Source organism: Pseudomonas sp. Z1-29 (assembly GCF_051131995.1).
Classification (GTDB): Bacteria; Pseudomonadota; Gammaproteobacteria; order Pseudomonadales; family Pseudomonadaceae; genus Aquipseudomonas.
In genome coordinates this window covers 2,439,669-2,454,891 of record NZ_CP071645.1, presented here as the reverse complement: position 1 = coordinate 2,454,891, position 15,223 = coordinate 2,439,669, and the positions used below count along the sequence as shown (strand labels likewise).

Genomic DNA, 15,223 nt, shown 5'->3' with positions numbered 1-15,223 from the left:
AACGCAAAGTCAGGAAACTCCACCTACCCTGTAGGATTCTGCGACACCCTGGCGGTTGGTGATCCGGAATACGCCACGTATGATCCCGGACATCCCTTGCCGAATAGAAGCCTATGTCACTGATAGTTCTATTGCTTTTGCCCTTTATCGGCAGCTGTGTCGCGGCGCTGTTACCGCATAACGCCCGTAACGCCGAATCGCTGCTGGCCGGCCTCGTAGCCCTGGCCGGCGCTGTTCAGGTGGCCTTGTGGTACCCGCAGATCGCCGATGGCGGCGTAATCCGTGAACAATATGATTGGCTGCCAAGCCTCGGCCTGAATTTCGTGCTGCGCCTGGACGGTTTTGCCTGGCTGTTCTCGTTGCTGGTGCTGGGCATCGGCACGCTGGTGTCGTTGTATGCCCGCTATTACATGTCGCCGGACGATCCGGTGCCGCGTTTCTTCGCGTTTTTCCTCGCGTTCATGGGCGCGATGCTCGGGCTGGTGATCTCCGGCAACCTGATCCAGATGGTGTTCTTCTGGGAACTGACCAGTCTGTTCTCGTTCTTGCTGATCGGCTATTGGCATCACCGCGCCGACGCCCGACGCGGCGCCTACATGGCGTTGATGGTGACCGGTGCCGGCGGGCTGTGCCTGTTGGCCGGTGTGATGCTGCTCGGCCATGTGGTGGGCAGCTATGACCTGGACAGGGTCCTGGCCGCCGGCAACCTGATTCGTGACCACGCCCTCTACCCCGTCCTGCTGCCGCTGATCCTGATCGGCGCCTTGAGCAAAAGTGCTCAGTTCCCCTTCCACTTCTGGCTTCCCCACGCCATGGCCGCACCCACACCGGTGTCGGCGTACCTGCACTCGGCAACCATGGTCAAGGCCGGTGTCTTCCTGTTGGCGCGGCTGTGGCCGTCATTATCGGGCAGCGAGCAATGGTTCTATATCGTCGGCGGCGCGGGGGCCTGCACCCTTGTGCTGGGCGCCTACTGCGCGATGTTCCAGAACGACCTCAAGGGCCTGCTCGCCTATTCGACCATCAGCCACCTCGGGCTGATCACCCTGCTGCTGGGTCTCAACAGTCCGCTGGCGGCGGTGGCGGCGGTGTTTCATATCCTCAACCACGCCACGTTCAAGGCCTCGCTGTTCATGGCCGCCGGAATCATCGACCACGAAAGTGGAACGCGGGATATCCGCAGGCTCAGCGGCCTGGTGCGACTGATTCCGTTCACCGCCACCCTGGCGATGGTCGCCAGCGCGGCGATGGCCGGGGTGCCGTTGCTCAATGGTTTCCTGTCCAAGGAGATGTTCTTCGCCGAGACGGTATTTATCTCAGCCACCGCCTGGGTCGAACTGGCGTTGCCGATCATCGCCACCATCGCCGGCACCTTCAGCGTCGCCTACTCCCTGCGCTTCACCGTGGACGTGTTCTTAGGCCCCACCGCCAGCGACCTGCCTCACACGCCCCATGAACCGCCACGCTGGATGCGCGCGCCGGTCGAGCTGCTGGTATTCACCTGCCTGCTGGTGGGGATTTTCCCGGCCCAGGTGGTCGGCTCGTTGCTGGCCGCCGCCGCACTCCCCGTGGTGGGCGGCCCGCTGCCCGAATACAGCCTGGCGATCTGGCATGGGCTGAACGCGCCCATGCTCATGAGCCTGGTGGCGATGGCCGCGGGCATCGTCCTGTACCTGCTGCTGCGCAAGCAATTCAAGCAAGGCCAAATCAAGCATCCGCCGCTGATCGGCCGCCTCAGCGGCAAGCGCCTGTTCGAACGCTGCCTGGTGCTGATGATGCGCCACGGCCGTCGGCTGGAGCGCAAGATCAGCACTCGGCGCCTGCAGGCGCAACTGTTCCTGCTGGTACTGGCGGCGCTCCTGGCCGGGTTGATCCCGATGCTGCACAGCACGCTGGTCTGGGGCGACCGGCCGAAGATTCCCGGCTCCGTGGTGTTCGTCACCCTGTGGGTACTGGCGATCGCCTGCGCCCTGGGCGCGGCCTGGCAAGCCAAGTATCACCGTCTCGCGGCGCTGACGATGGTCAGCGTCTGCGGCCTGATGACCTGCGTGACCTTCGTCTGGTTCTCGGCACCGGACCTGGCCTTGACGCAACTGGTGGTGGAGGTGGTCACCACGGTGCTGATCCTGCTGGGGCTGCGCTGGTTGCCCCGACGGATCGAGGACGTATCGCCCCGGCCCAACAGCGAACGGCGCGCGCGCATCCGGCGCCTGCGGGACCTGCTGCTGTCCGGCGCGGTGGGCGGCGGCATGGCGCTGCTGTCCTATGCGATGCTGACGCGCCAGACCCCCAACGACATTTCCTCGTTCTACCTCAGCCGCGCGCTGCCTGAGGGCGGCGGTAGCAATGTGGTGAACGTCATGCTGGTGGACTTCCGCGGCTTCGACACCCTGGGGGAAATCACCGTGCTGGCGGCGGTGGCCCTGGCGGTGTTCGCCCTGCTGCGGCGCTTCCGTCCACCGAAGGAAAGCATGCAACTGCCGGCGCAACAACGCCTGCTGGCGCCGGACGTAGTCACCGACCTGGTCAACCCGCGCCACGCCAGCGATACCGCGCTGGGCTTCATGATGGTGCCGTCGGTGCTGGTTCGCCTGTTGCTGCCGATTGCCCTGGTGGTGTCGTTCTATCTGTTCATGCGCGGCCACAATCAACCCGGCGGCGGTTTCGTGGCCGGGCTGGTGATGTCGGTGGCGTTCATCCTGCAATACATGGTCGCCGGCACCCAGTGGGTCGAAGCGCAGATGAGCCTGCGACCGCTGCGCTGGATGGGCACCGGGCTGCTGTTCGCCAGCGCCACGGGGTTGGGGGCGCTGGCGGCGGGTTATCCGTTCCTGACCACGCACACCTGGCATTTCGAATTGCCGCTGCTGGGGGATATTCACCTGGCCAGCGCGTTGTTCTTCGACATCGGCGTCTATGCCGTGGTGGTCGGTTCGACCCTGCTGATTCTCACTGCCCTGGCCCACCAGTCAGTGCGCGCCCACAAGCCGGGCCTGCACGCCAAACCCGTCGCCCCTCTCAAAGGAGCCAACGCCTGATGGAAGAAGTCATCGCAATCGCAATCGGCGTATTGGCCGCCTCCGGTGTCTGGCTGGTGCTACGGCCGCGGACCTTTCAAGTGGTCATGGGCCTGTGCCTGCTGTCGTACGGCGTCAACTTGTTCATCTTCAGCATGGGCAGCCTGTTCATCGGCAAGGAGCCGATCATCAAGGACGGCGTGCCCCAGGACCTGCTGCACTACACCGATCCGTTGCCCCAGGCCCTGGTGCTGACCGCCATTGTGATCAGCTTCGCCATGACTGCCTTGTTCCTGGTAGTCCTGCTCGCGTCCCGGGGCCTGACCGGCACCGACCATGTGGACGGCCGGGAGCCGAAGGAATGACGTTGACGCCACACTTGATCGCCGCGCCCATCCTGCTTCCGTTGCTGACCGCCGCGGTGATGCTGATGCTCGGCGAGAAGCACCGCCCGCTCAAGGCGCGGATCAATCTGTTCTCCAGCCTGCTGGGCCTGGGCATCGCCGTGCTGTTGTTGCACTGGACCCAGGAGCAGGCGCTGCCCGCTTCCATTGGCGTCTATCTGCCCGGTAACTGGCAGGCGCCGTTCGGCATCGTGCTGGTGGTCGATCGCCTGTCAGCGCTGATGCTGGTGCTGACCGGCATCATCGGCGTCTGCGCGCTGCTGTTCGCCATGGCCCGTTGGGACCGGGCCGGGGCGAGTTTCCATGCGTTGTTCCAGATTCAGCTGATGGGGCTTTATGGGGCCTTCCTCACGGCGGACCTGTTCAATCTGTTCGTATTTTTCGAGGTGCTGCTGGCGGCGTCCTACGGCTTGATGTTGCATGGATCGGGCCGGGCGCGGGTGTCGTCGGGGCTGCACTACATTTCCATCAACCTGCTGGCCTCGTCGCTGTTCCTGATTGGCGCAGCCCTGATCTACGGCGTTACAGGGACCTTGAACATGGCCGACCTGGCCCTGAAGGTGCCCCTCGTGCCGGAAGCCGACCGCGGCCTGCTGCACGCCGGCGCGGCGATCCTGGCGGTGGCGTTCCTGGCCAAGGCCGGCATGTGGCCGCTGAATTTCTGGCTGGTGCCGGCCTACAGTGCAGCCAGTGCGCCGGTGGCGGCACTGTTTGCGATCATGACCAAGGTTGGCGTCTACACCATCCTGCGGCTGTGGACCTTGCTGTTTTCCGGGCAGGCCGGCGCCTCGGCCTATTTTGGCGCTGACTGGCTGGTCTACGGCGGCCTGGCGACTATCGCCTGCGCGGCCATCGCCATCCTCGCGGCCCAACGCCTGGAGCGCATGGCCAGCCTGAGTATCCTGGTCTCGGCCGGCATCCTGCTGTCAGCCATCGGCTTTGCCCAGCCAAACCTGGTGGGGGCTGCGCTGTTTTACCTGGTGAGCTCGACCCTGGCGCTGTGCGCGCTGTTCTTGCTGGCCGAGTTGATCGAGCGTTCACGCTCGGCCAATGATCTGCCGCTGGAAGACGATCTCGACAGCCTGCCGCGCCCACTGGAATCGCTGCAGCCGCCCAAAGGCATCAACCTCGACGACGAACAGAAAGCCGTAGTCGGCCAAGTGATCCCCTGGACCATGGCCTTCCTCGGCCTGAGCTTCATCGCCTGTGCGCTGCTGATTATCGGCATGCCACCGCTTTCGGGCTTCATCGCAAAACTCGGGCTGCTCAACGCGTTGCTCAACCCCCAAGGGCTCGGAGCAAGTACCGACACGCCCGTCTCTGCCGCCGCCTGGGGCCTGTTGGCGCTGTTGATCCTGTCCGGGCTCGCCGCGCTGATCGCCTTCTCGCGCCTGGGCATCCAGCGCTTCTGGACGCCACAGGAGCGGCCGTCGCCACTGTTGCGGCCGTTCGAATGCGTGCCGATCATCGCGCTGCTCGGCCTCGGAATCGCCCTGACCTTCAAGGCCGAGCCGCTGCTGCGCTACACCCAGTCTGCCGCCGATGCGCTGAACACACCTGAACATTATGTGATGGCGGTGCTTGCCACCCGCGCCGTCCCCAACCCACAAGCCGACACCGAAGTGCAGGCGGTGCAACCATGAAGCGGCTGTTTCCCGCACCCTGGTTGTCGCTGGCGTTGTGGCTGCTCTGGCTGCTGTTGAACCTGTCCGTCAGCGCCGGCCACCTGCTGCTGGGCGCGGCGCTGGGCTTCCTGGCGCCATTGATGATGCGTCCACTGCGGCCGCGGCCCATTCGCATCCGCCGGCCCTGGGTCATGCTGCGGCTGTTCATGCTGGTGGGGCGCGATGTGCTGGTATCCAACCTGGCCGTCGCCTGGGGCGTACTGAATGCCGGACGCCGCCCGCCTCGCTCGCGTTTCGTCAAGGTGCCGCTGGACCTGCACGATGCCAATGGCCTGGCGGTGCTGTCTATGATCACCACGGTGATTCCCGGGACGGTCTGGTCGGAGCTGGCGCTGGACCGCAGCATCCTGTTGATGCACGTATTCGATCTGGAGGACGAAGGCGCATTCATAGCGCACTTCAAGGCCACCTACGAGCGCCCATTGATGGAGATTTTCGAATGAGCCCGTTGCTGTCCAATGCCATCCTGCTGAGCCTGTTCCTGTTCTCGCTGACCATGGTCCTGACCCTGGTGCGCCTGTTCAAAGGCCCCTCGGCACAGGACCGAGTCCTGGCCCTCGACTACCTGTACATCGTCGCGATGCTGATGATGCTGGTGCTGGGCATCCGTTATGCCAGTGACACCTACTTCGAGGCCGCGCTGCTGATCGCCCTGTTCGGCTTTGTCGGCTCGTTTGCCCTGGCCAAGTTCCTCTTGCGTGGCGAGGTGATCGAATGAATGTCGAGCTGTCGATGTGGGTGGAAATTTCGGTGGCGATCCTGCTGGTGGCCAGCAGCGTGTTCGCCCTGCTCGGGGCAATCGGCCTGGTGCGGTTGAAGGATTATTTCCAGCGCATGCACCCCCCTGCCCTGGCGTCGACGCTGGGCGCCTGGTGCGTTGCCCTTGCCTCGATCATCTACTTTTCCGCGATCAAGTCCGGGCCGGTGCTGCATGCGTGGTTGATACCGATCCTGCTGTCCATCACGGTGCCGGTGACCACCCTGCTGCTGGCCCGGGCGGCGTTGTTCCGCAAGCGTATGGCCGGCGATGACGTGCCGGCGGAGGTAAGTAGTCGCAAGAATGACTGACAAACCGGCTTTTTGTGGCGAGGGAGCTTGCTCCCGCTGGGGTGCGCAGCAGCCCCTGGATCTATCACCCCGGTGAGTCAGGCTGATTGGTGTTCAGTCTTTTTTGGGGCTGCTGCGCACCCCAGCGGGAGCAAGCTCCCTCGCCACGGGGTTGTGGTTGTATTCAAGCCCACGCCACCGTCAGCAACCCCGCCCCCAGCACGACACACAACGGCGAATAGACCCAGGTGTCGAGCCGGGCAAACGTCGAGCCCTTGACCTCCTTGAAGAAGCCCACCAGGTTCGACTCGCCAATGGCCCGGGCGAACATCAGCAAGGCAATCGCACTGATCAGCCATTGCAAGGCGCGATGAGTGACGGGCGGCGAAATCAGCCCGACCCGCAGGCACACCAGCAGCGCAATCATCAACAGCGCAAGGGCCACCAGCAGCGTCAGCCATCCCGACGGGTTGAACGCCGGTCGCAGCGTGTCGCCCTGCTTCACCGGAACCTGCGGTACCACCGCCAGGGCTGCCCAGCGCCCACCCAGGGCCCAATACAAATGAAACAAGCTGATGGTCGCAAACACTGCGACCAGCGACCGAGCCAATAAAAGCGTCATTCGCCAGCCTCCTGAAAAAGGTTGAACAATCATCCTAGCTTGAATCTGACATTTCGCTGGACGGGCTCAGGTTGCCAGGTTCCAGCGAATGACGATTTGCCCGGGATCAACTGTTCAACAGGCTGGCATCACAAAGTTCTACAGCCCCGCCGCGACTTTGTCGGCGACGTCCTTGGGCAACCAGGCCTGCCAGACCTGTGGGTGGGCCTTGAGGAACGCCTCGGCGGCTTCGCGGGGCGGCGTGCGTTTCTCGCTCATGTCGGCCAGGGCCTTGTTCAGCGGCTCGATGGGCAGGTCGACCTTGCCGAAGAACTCGGCGATGTCCGGATGCTGCTTCTGGAACGGCACGGACACACCGATCGACAGCTTCGAGGCCAGGGAGCGAGTCGGTTTCGGATTCGGATTGTCGGCGTCGGTCAGAGTCTTCCAGGCCTCGGCATCAAATGGTGGTTCTTGCAGTTGCACCAGTTTGAAACGCCCCAGCAACGGCGTGGGCGACCAGTAGTAAAACAAGATCGGCTTGCCACGGCGGATCGAAGAAGTAATTTCCGCATCAAGCGCGGCCCCGGAACCGCTGCGGAAATTCACGTAGCTGTCGGAAAGACCATAAGCCTTGAGTTTCTGCTTGTTGACGACTTCGGATGTCCAGCCGATGGGGCTGTTGAGGAAGCGCCCCTTGTCGGGGCTTTCAGGATCCTTGAACACATGTTTGTAGCGCGCCAGGTCCTCGACGCTGCGCAGGTCCGGCGCCAGCGGCTTGATCCCCTTGGCCGGGTCGCCCTTGATGACGTATTCCGGCACCCACCAACCTTCGGTCGCGCCCTTGACCGTATCGCCCAGGGCAACCACCTTGCCCTCGGCCTCGGCCTTGACCCACACCGGGCTGCGCCCCGCCCACTCTTCACCGATCACCTGGATATCGTTGTTGGCCAGGGCGGTTTCCAGGGTAATGGTGGTGCCCGGTAACGTGTCGGTCGATAACCCGTAGCCTTTTTCGACGATGATCCGCAGGATGTCGGTGATCAGGCTGCCACTTTCCCAGTTCAGGTCGGCAAAGTGGATCGGCGCCGAAGCAGCAGCGGATGCCGGAAGTGGCGAAACCAACACAGCGAGGGTGGTGGCGCACGCAGCCAGCCACTGTCGAACTCGTTTCATGCTTGATACCTCATGCCGGACACAGCAATAACCGAACGGCGTTGCGAAGCGAACGCAAGCCTGTGAATAGTTCAGTCATTTGACTGTAGCCAAGGTTCCAGCAACAGCCTTTTAAAAAACTGTCAAAGGTATGAGGATGCCGAAAAAGATTCAGACCCATGCGCCATTTCCCAATGGGCGCGGACTGACTATTCGCTGGCCTTGAACGTCACGAGTTCGCCCTTGCGCCATTTGGCGGCCTTGGCGGTGACCGCTTTCAGCGTCTTGGTCAAACCTTCCTGCAACTGTTCGTGGGCCGCGAAGACGGTCAACACGCTGTGGCCTTCCTTGAACAGAATCGCATGGCCATCGGCAGTCGTGACGAAGGCATAGTCACCGAGGCCATAGACCGTCAACTTGATTTCACGAAAACGGATTTCAAACTTGCCACCCTCGCGACTTGGCAATACCGCCGCGCGAAAATGATCACCGACCTTGAGTTCAAGCCGAGGCTTGTCATCAACCACCAGCGCCGATTCCGTATCGAGTTCGGCAACATAGATGCCCTCGGCGGTTTGTTCGGTGATGTAGACAAAACGTGACTGGAATTGCTTGACCAGCTTTGCCCGAAGGTCACCCAGTACAAATAACGCGTGCATGTCGAGATTACTTACTGCCAAGGAAACATCCCCATCTTTGAATGACCCGCCCTGAAAGACGGACCACGAGAACCCGCAAGGTCGCAATGACCTGTAGTTGAATTCGAATTGAACGACGCGCCCAGACCCGAGCGAGAGAAGACTAATGGATTGCCACTCTCGCTGCCTTTCCCCGCGATCGTCAGAGGCTGAAGGAAAACGCCACTCTGCGCATCGGAAAAGGTGGGACTACTAACTTTAGGGAAATTTCTCAGTTAAAAAAGCATTTTTCTGACATCGAGGGCAAAAAAAATTGCTTTAGATAGGCACAGCCGTCCACACGGCGCCGTCGATTCTAGAGCAGCCGATGGCGCGCAGACTACTCGAAACAACCGGCAATTCGTCGGTAAACCATGAAAAGGAATTCCCATGGGTACTTCCCCAACGTTGCTCCGCCCCCTTGATTCGCGTATTGCCCAAGCATATGAGCGCCCTGGTGCCGAGAACCACCTCGCAACGGCCTTGATCCTGCCGCGATACCGAGTCGTGCTGGCCGGGACGTGTTTTTTCCATATCGAAGAAACGGCGACTGGACGCGTAAGAGGTTTCCGCGCCGATCATAACGAAGCCTGCTACCTGGCCAGGCGCCTCGAACAGAACGCTTGCGTTTTATCCGCACCCCGTCCATGACTTAACTCAGCCGCCGACCGGCAACTGCTGCCATACTGGCCGCCCAGCGCAGGCCGCCATCGATTGGCGGCCTGCGCACAATAAAATGACTTTGAAGGGAAGGCGCGACGTGACGGAATTGGATATCGGCGAATTTTTCATCCGGGGCGAAGCCAGAGAGGTCGAAGGCGAGTTCCAGGCCGTCATTGTGATGCGCGCCAAATCACCTTCCAACGCTGTCACTTACCACCAGGTGGAGAAGGATCGCTGGTTCAAGACTACGGAGATTGCTGCCGAAGCCGCCAGGGATGCGGCAAAGGCATTGAAGCTCGCCGTGGATGAAGGTGCGTTGAAAGCTTGAAATCGATCGAACTCCTGACGACTGCCTGGCCTCAGATAAGGGAAGCAACCGAGGCGCCATGACGGCGGCAGTCCAGAGGAGTCCTGCAACATGGAACAACCATCACACGAGCTCAAAACCCTGTTTGATCAATTGGGCCTGCCTTCGGAAGGCAGTGCCATCGACGACTTCATCATGGCACACCCGCTGGATCCGAACACCAAATTGGTCGATGCGCCTTTCTGGTCGGACCAGCAAAGAGACCTGCTGCGCGAATGGCTAGTCGCCGACGGTGAGGAAGCAGTGCTGGTGGATCAATTGAATGTGCGCTTGCACGACGGCAAGTAACGTCAAGACCACCGCCAAACTGCTCTTGTGGCGAGGGAGCTTGCTCCCGCTGGCCTGCGCAGCAGGCCCATGATTTGCGACTGCTGCGCAGCCGAGCGGGAGCAAGCTCCCTCGCCACAAGAGCTCTTCCCACCGTAGCGTTGAGGCTCAGCGCGGCTTCTCGGGTTTGTAACCCAACCGCAATCCCCCCCAGTGACGCCCCTTGAGCATGATCGGCACCGACAGGTCATGCATCAGTTCCCCGGTGTCACGCGTATAGGTTTGCAGCAACACCGGCTGCTGGTGGCTGCCGCAGCGAATCCCGGTTCGATCGGAAAACTTGCGCTTGGTGCGGTTGCTCAGCGTGTCCACCTGGGGATCGCCGGTCAGCGGCTGGCAGAAGGCGTTGTTGTGGGTCGGCACATAGCCTTGCTGGGTACAGGCAATCGCAAACACCAGGCCTTCATGCCGGGCGAGTAGCGGTTCCTGGATGGCCGGCAGTACCTGATCGGTGTAGCGGTCAAAACGGGTCTGGAACTTGGCCGGGTGGGTATTGGGGATGGGCTGGTAGTTGCGGTCGAACAGGTCTTCGAGGCTGATACGCCCCTGATCGATATCCGCTTCGAACTGCGCGGCAATCCGGCTCGCGCCTTCGCGGGCCAGGTCATAGACCCGCTGGTGGTAATCATCGAGGCCCACCTCGGCCAAACGCTCGCTGATGGTTTCGGCCTGGCCTTCCATCTGTACGGCCGCCTCGGCCAGGCGCTGGGTCTGTTGATCGCTGATCGCCAGGTCGCTGCGCATCTGCTCGATGGCATGGAACAGACTGTCGAGCTGCTCGCGGTTGGTATCGGTGCCTTGGGCGATGGCGCTGACCTGGGTTTCGACACCCGCGGCGAGCCGGGCAATGTTCTCCAGGTGTTGGCCGGTGTGCTCGACTTGCTGCACGCCGCTGTCCAGGTCGCCAGCCAGTTGCCGGATCTGTTCAACCACCTGCGCAGTGCGCTGCTGGATGTCCGCCACCATCACCCCGACCTCGCCGGTTGCCGCGGCGGTGCGCCCGGCCAGGCCGCGAACCTCGTCGGCCACCACCGCGAACCCGCGGCCATGCTCACCGGCCCGGGCCGCTTCGATGGCGGCATTGAGCGCCAACAGGTTGGTCTGGCTGGCGATCGATTGAATCACCAGGCTCACGCGCTGGATTTCGTCGCTGCGCACGCTCAGTGCTTCGATCAACTCACGGCTGTCATTGGCGCGCTGGCTGAGCTGATGCATGCGGCTGATGGATTCCACCAGTTCGCTGCGCCCGGCGACACTGCTGCGATGGGCCTCGCTGGCCGCGCCCAGCGCCTGCTGGCTGAGCTGCGAGGTGGCCTGCTCGGTCGCGATCATCGCCTCGGCATTGCTGACGATCTGCGCCGCGGCGCCCAGCTGCGACTGGACCTTGCCGGCCAATTGCTTGACCGAATAGGCCACCCCCGCCGCCGACAGAGCGTTATGGCTGGTGGTGTAGGAAAGATCGCGAGTCAGCTCGGCCAGGCTGTCGCTCGCCGCCGGCGCGGGAGTACTGGCCAGGCGTGAGCGCAGACGTGGCAACCAGACGATGAGCAGCGCCACCGGCAGGCCCAGATACAACGACCAACCGCCCAATGTCATGCCGCAAAGCAGCAAAACCAGCGCGACGCTTTGCAAGGTCGGTGCAACCCAGCGCGCCGTGCCACCCGCCGCGGGCACCGAGGCCGACGCTGTCGCCGCCAGAGATCCGTCTGTCGCCATGTTTGTCACCCACATTTCTCATTGTTATGCACGCATTAAACGCCACTACAAGGCCATTATCCATGGTCCATTAGTCGTGTTTTTTGCATCAGCTCAATGAGCATAGGCGAACAGGCGAAAGCAAAAAGATCGCAGCCTCCGAAAGAAGGCTGCGATCTTTTTCTGGAACGGAATCAGGCCTGACGCTGGTGCTTGTCGATCTGTTCGTGACGTTCCTGGGCTTCGATACAGTACTTGGTGGTCGGGCTGATCAGCAGGCGCTTGAGGCCGATCGGCTCGCCGCTGTCGTCGCACCAGCCGAAGCTTTGGTCGTTGATGCGGTCCAGGGCCTGCTCCAGTTGCGGCAGCATGCGTTGGTCGCGATCGATGGCGTTGACCAGCCAGGTGCGCTCTTCTTCCACGGAAGCGGCGTCCGCCGGGTCGGCCGGGGTGTCCAGGCTCTCAATGGCGATTCGGTTCTGTTCGATGCGCTCGTGGGTTTCGACCTTCATGTTCTGCAACAGCTTGGTGAAGTAAGCCAGTTGCTCGGCATTCATGTAGTCATCCGCCGGCATGGCCAGCAACTTTTCCTTTGTCATTGATATCTCTATAAAAAAACGTGCATTAAGGCGAATTATGGAGCGTCCCGCACCGGACTTGGTACGAAAGGCGCCTGCGTGACTTCTCGTACCCGTCCTGAGCCGCCACGCTCATCGGGAAGGCGCCGTTTATTCCAAGCGCCACCCGGCACTCAATTTACGAGGGGCGGCAGTCTAAGGCCGAGTTGGGGTGTCAGCAACCGAAAACATGGGGAAAATGTCCGACAACCGCTTCAAATGCTGCCTCGACAGGCTTCTACCGGCCATCGGAGTGCGTTTATAACAAGAAATTCGCTGCAATGGCTGTATTTAGAAGACAAATGGCAACGCCACGCGGTCAGGCGTGGCGCTTTGTCGCATCGGCAGTGACCTAGCGCTTGAGTTTGCGCTTGTTGCGGTATTGGTCGATGACCACAGCGACCACGATGATCAGCCCCTTGATGATGTCCTGGATATAGGCGTCGACACCGACAAAGGTGAAGCCGCTGGCCATCACCCCGAGGATCAGCGCGCCGATCACCGTCCCGGTGATGCGCCCCACCCCGCCGGCCAGGCTGGTGCCGCCGATCACCGCCGCGGCAATCGCGTCCAGTTCATAAGACATGCCCATGCCCGCCTGCCCGGTCGCCGCACGCGCCGAAGCCACCACGCCGGCGAGTCCCGCCAGCAGCCCGGCGATGCTGTAGACGATCACCAGATGACGCTTGACGTTGATGCCCGAGGTCCGCGCCGCCTGCATGTTGCCGCCGATGGCGTAGGTGTATTTGCCGTACTTGGTGTAGCGCAAGGCAATGTGAAAGATCACCGCCACCACCAGGAAGATGATCACCGGCATCGCGCCATGACCGATGGCCGTATAGGAATCAGACAGCATGCTCACCGGCTGGCCTTCAGTGTAGTACCGCGCCAGGCCTCGCGCCGAGACCATCATGCCGAGGGTGGCGATGAACGGCGGGATGCCGGTAAGGGCGATGATGCTGCCGTTGATTGCGCCGGCCAGCAAACCGACCCCCAGCCCCGCCACCACCGGGATCCACACCGGCAAGTCGGTCAGCGAGGGAAACACCGCCCGGGCGAAATCCGAAGTCTGGGCCAGGCTGGCGGCAATCATCGCCGACAACGCCAGTACCGAGCCGGATGACAGGTCGATGCCGGTGGTGATGATCACCTGGGTCACGCCGATGGCCAGCAGGCCGATGATCGACACCTGCAGGATCATCAGCACCAGGCGCTGCGAATTCATCAGGAAGCTCTGGTCGCGCATGATCCAGCCGAACATCTCGAACACCAGCCCGATGCCGATCAGCACCAGGAAAATGCTCAGTTCCGTCGGCAACCGTCGACGCGTCCTGGCCGGTGCGGCCGCGGGTTTGTTTTCCAGTATCGCGTTCATAGCCATTTACCTTCGTTATCTGGGCGGACGGGCAATCAGGACAGGCCCGACGCCAGTTGCATGACTCGTTCCTGGGTCGCTTCGCTACGGTCGAGGGTGCCCATCAGGTCACCTTCGTGCATCACCATGACCCGGTCGCTCATGCCGAGCACTTCGGGCAGCTCCGAGGAAATCATGATGACCGCCATGCCTTCGCTGGCGAGGTAGGAAATGAGTCGGTAGATTTCCGCCTTGGCGCCAACATCAATGCCGCGGGTCGGCTCGTCGAGGATCAGGATGCGCGGGTTGGTCATCAGCCAGCGGGCCAGCAACGCTTTCTGCTGGTTGCCGCCGGACAAGGTGTCGATGCACTGCTCGAGGGACGGCGTCTTGACCCGCAGTTTCTTGCACATTTCTTCGCACAGCGCGCGCAGGGCTTTTTGCTGGATGAAGCCGTTGCCGACGTAATGGGGCAACACCGCCATCTCCATGTTTTCCAGCACCGACAGGCAGGGAAACAGGCCGCTGAGCTTGCGGTCTTCGGTCAACAGGGCGAAGCCCTTCTCGATCGCCATGTGCGGATCAGTGATGCGCACCGGCTCGCCGTCCAGCAGGATCTCGCCGCCGGTGGCCGGGGTCACGCCAAAGATCGCCTCGGCGACATTGGTCCGGCCCGAGCCCATCAACCCGGCGATGCCAAGGATCTCGCCGGCATGCAGGTCGAACGACACGCCTTTGAATATACCGTCCAGGCTCAGGTCGCGTACCGACAGCACCTGATCGCCGATGGGCTTGTCCCGCTCGGGAAACAACTGGCTCAACTCGCGCCCGACCATCATCGAGATCAGGCTGTCGCCGTCCATGCTGTCGGCCCGTTGCAGACCGATGTAGGCACCGTCACGGAACACCGCCACCTCATCGGCGATGGCGAACACTTCATTCATCTTGTGGGTGATATAGATGATGCCCTTACCCTGGGCCTTGAGGTCGGCGATGATCGAAAACAGATGCGCGACTTCCGTCTCGGTGATGGCCGAGGTCGGTTCGTCCATGATCAGGATGTCCGAGTCATACGAAACGGCCTTGGCGATCTCCACCATCTGCCGTTCGGCGATGCTCAGGTTACCCACCTGCTCCTCGGGGTCGAGCTTGATTCGCAGGCGCTCCAGCAAGCGCGCGGTGCAGCGGTGCATCTCACCGTGGTCGATCATGTGCAGGCCGTTGAGCTGCTCACGGCCGATCCAGATGTTCTCGGCGATGCTCATGTGCGGCATCAGGTTCAGTTCCTGGTGGATCATCGCGATCCCGGCCTGCAAGGCCGCCAGCGGGGTGTCGAACGTGATCGGCTTGCCGCGCAGGCGCAGCTCACCGGCATCCGGCTGGTAGATGCCGGCGATGATTTTCATCAGCGTGGATTTGCCTGCGCCGTTTTCGCCCATCAAGGCCAGCACCGAGCCGGGGCGCACCCGCAGTTGCACGTCGGACAGGGCCACCACGCCGGGAAAACCCTTGCTGACGTTGACGACTTCCAACAGGTACGGTTCGTCAGGTAATGCGCCCGGCTGGAAAGTCGCCGCCGGGGCGCTCGTAGCAGTCGCTGATGCGAACATGGTC

Annotated in this window: 15 protein-coding genes; 8 read left to right on the top strand and 7 right to left on the bottom strand. The window is 62.1% G+C overall.

What is annotated here, in order from left to right; translation table 11 throughout:
• Positions 1–113: 113 nt before the first annotated feature.
• From J3P84_RS11405 to J3P84_RS11380, 6 genes are read left to right on the top strand one after another with little or no spacing between them, the layout of a single operon-like run.
• A complete protein-coding gene (locus tag J3P84_RS11405; RefSeq protein ID WP_434630234.1) occupies positions 114–3,038 on the top strand; it encodes a monovalent cation/H+ antiporter subunit A in 2,925 nt (974 codons plus the stop codon).
• Positions 3,038–3,382: a Na+/H+ antiporter subunit C gene (locus J3P84_RS11400; RefSeq protein ID WP_003202835.1), complete on the top strand. Its 345-nt coding sequence runs from the start codon at positions 3,038–3,040 to the stop codon at positions 3,380–3,382. The genes J3P84_RS11405 and J3P84_RS11400 overlap by 1 nt, the downstream gene beginning before the upstream one ends.
• Positions 3,379–5,064: a monovalent cation/H+ antiporter subunit D gene (locus tag J3P84_RS11395; RefSeq protein ID WP_434630232.1), complete on the top strand. Its 1,686-nt coding sequence runs from the start codon at positions 3,379–3,381 to the stop codon at positions 5,062–5,064. The genes J3P84_RS11400 and J3P84_RS11395 overlap by 4 nt, the downstream gene beginning before the upstream one ends.
• Entirely contained in the window at positions 5,061–5,549 is a 489-nt protein-coding gene (locus tag J3P84_RS11390) for a Na+/H+ antiporter subunit E (RefSeq protein WP_434630230.1), read from the top strand. The genes J3P84_RS11395 and J3P84_RS11390 overlap by 4 nt, the downstream gene beginning before the upstream one ends.
• Positions 5,546–5,824, top strand: a complete 279-nt coding sequence (locus J3P84_RS11385; RefSeq protein ID WP_186615355.1) for a K+/H+ antiporter subunit F — start codon at positions 5,546–5,548, stop codon at positions 5,822–5,824. The genes J3P84_RS11390 and J3P84_RS11385 overlap by 4 nt, the downstream gene beginning before the upstream one ends.
• On the top strand, positions 5,821–6,174 hold the full coding sequence (locus tag J3P84_RS11380; RefSeq protein WP_434630228.1) for a Na+/H+ antiporter subunit G: 354 nt from the start codon (positions 5,821–5,823) through the stop codon (positions 6,172–6,174). The genes J3P84_RS11385 and J3P84_RS11380 overlap by 4 nt, the downstream gene beginning before the upstream one ends.
• A gap of 163 nt (positions 6,175–6,337) precedes the next feature.
• On the opposite strand, the gene J3P84_RS11375 is transcribed toward J3P84_RS11380, so the two are convergent.
• The 3 genes from J3P84_RS11375 to J3P84_RS11365 all read right to left on the bottom strand — a co-directional run bounded on the left by J3P84_RS11375 (position 6,338) and on the right by J3P84_RS11365 (position 8,568).
• Entirely contained in the window at positions 6,338–6,775 is a 438-nt protein-coding gene (locus J3P84_RS11375) for a DUF3995 domain-containing protein (protein ID WP_305500389.1), read from the bottom strand.
• A 138-nt stretch (positions 6,776–6,913) separates the two neighbouring features.
• On the bottom strand, positions 6,914–7,930 hold the full coding sequence (locus J3P84_RS11370; RefSeq protein WP_434630227.1) for an ABC transporter substrate-binding protein: 1,017 nt from the start codon (positions 7,928–7,930) through the stop codon (positions 6,914–6,916).
• Positions 7,931–8,118: 188 nt separating this feature from the next.
• Positions 8,119–8,568, bottom strand: a complete 450-nt coding sequence (locus J3P84_RS11365) for a hypothetical protein (protein WP_305500385.1) — start codon at positions 8,566–8,568, stop codon at positions 8,119–8,121.
• A 778-nt stretch (positions 8,569–9,346) separates the two neighbouring features.
• On the opposite strand from J3P84_RS11365, the gene J3P84_RS11360 reads away from it, so the two are divergent.
• Complete coding sequence (locus J3P84_RS11360; RefSeq protein ID WP_434630225.1) at positions 9,347–9,577, top strand: hypothetical protein; 231 nt, start codon at positions 9,347–9,349, stop codon at positions 9,575–9,577.
• Between the two features lie 90 nt (positions 9,578–9,667).
• Complete coding sequence (locus tag J3P84_RS11355) at positions 9,668–9,904, top strand: DUF2789 family protein (protein ID WP_434630223.1); 237 nt, start codon at positions 9,668–9,670, stop codon at positions 9,902–9,904.
• A 147-nt stretch (positions 9,905–10,051) separates the two neighbouring features.
• Here J3P84_RS11355 and J3P84_RS11350 read toward each other — a convergent pair whose 3' ends face one another.
• The 4 genes from J3P84_RS11350 to J3P84_RS11335 form a co-directional block, all read right to left on the bottom strand.
• On the bottom strand, positions 10,052–11,659 hold the full coding sequence (locus tag J3P84_RS11350) for a methyl-accepting chemotaxis protein (RefSeq protein WP_434630221.1): 1,608 nt from the start codon (positions 11,657–11,659) through the stop codon (positions 10,052–10,054).
• A gap of 173 nt (positions 11,660–11,832) precedes the next feature.
• Positions 11,833–12,237: a TraR/DksA family transcriptional regulator gene (locus J3P84_RS11345; protein ID WP_434557518.1), complete on the bottom strand. Its 405-nt coding sequence runs from the start codon at positions 12,235–12,237 to the stop codon at positions 11,833–11,835.
• Between the two features lie 370 nt (positions 12,238–12,607).
• Positions 12,608–13,630 (bottom strand): ABC transporter permease, encoded by a 1,023-nt coding sequence (locus J3P84_RS11340; RefSeq protein WP_003180516.1) that lies wholly within the window; start codon positions 13,628–13,630, stop codon positions 12,608–12,610.
• A gap of 35 nt (positions 13,631–13,665) precedes the next feature.
• Complete coding sequence (locus J3P84_RS11335) at positions 13,666–15,219, bottom strand: sugar ABC transporter ATP-binding protein (RefSeq protein ID WP_434630219.1); 1,554 nt, start codon at positions 15,217–15,219, stop codon at positions 13,666–13,668.
• Between the last annotated feature and the right edge of the window lie 4 nt (positions 15,220–15,223).

Bases quoted from the DNA above. Each gene is read 5' to 3' on its own strand.
- J3P84_RS11375 (WP_305500389.1), bottom strand. From the start codon at position 6,775: ATGACGCTTTTATTGGCTCGGTCGCTGGTCGCAGTGTTTGCGACCATC.
- J3P84_RS11355 (WP_434630223.1), top strand. From the start codon at position 9,668: ATGGAACAACCATCACACGAGCTCAAAACCCTGTTTGATCAATTGGGC.
- J3P84_RS11385 (WP_186615355.1), top strand. From the start codon at position 5,546: ATGAGCCCGTTGCTGTCCAATGCCATCCTGCTGAGCCTGTTCCTGTTC.
- J3P84_RS11345 (WP_434557518.1), bottom strand. From the start codon at position 12,237: ATGACAAAGGAAAAGTTGCTGGCCATGCCGGCGGATGACTACATGAAT.
- J3P84_RS11405 (WP_434630234.1), top strand. From the start codon at position 114: ATGTCACTGATAGTTCTATTGCTTTTGCCCTTTATCGGCAGCTGTGTC.
- J3P84_RS11370 (WP_434630227.1), bottom strand. From the start codon at position 7,930: ATGAAACGAGTTCGACAGTGGCTGGCTGCGTGCGCCACCACCCTCGCT.
- J3P84_RS11365 (WP_305500385.1), bottom strand. From the start codon at position 8,568: ATGCACGCGTTATTTGTACTGGGTGACCTTCGGGCAAAGCTGGTCAAG.
- J3P84_RS11380 (WP_434630228.1), top strand. From the start codon at position 5,821: ATGAATGTCGAGCTGTCGATGTGGGTGGAAATTTCGGTGGCGATCCTG.
- J3P84_RS11400 (WP_003202835.1), top strand. From the start codon at position 3,038: ATGGAAGAAGTCATCGCAATCGCAATCGGCGTATTGGCCGCCTCCGGT.
- J3P84_RS11335 (WP_434630219.1), bottom strand. From the start codon at position 15,219: ATGTTCGCATCAGCGACTGCTACGAGCGCCCCGGCGGCGACTTTCCAG.
- J3P84_RS11340 (WP_003180516.1), bottom strand. From the start codon at position 13,630: ATGAACGCGATACTGGAAAACAAACCCGCGGCCGCACCGGCCAGGACG.
- J3P84_RS11395 (WP_434630232.1), top strand. From the start codon at position 3,379: ATGACGTTGACGCCACACTTGATCGCCGCGCCCATCCTGCTTCCGTTG.
- J3P84_RS11390 (WP_434630230.1), top strand. From the start codon at position 5,061: ATGAAGCGGCTGTTTCCCGCACCCTGGTTGTCGCTGGCGTTGTGGCTG.
- J3P84_RS11350 (WP_434630221.1), bottom strand. From the start codon at position 11,659: ATGGCGACAGACGGATCTCTGGCGGCGACAGCGTCGGCCTCGGTGCCC.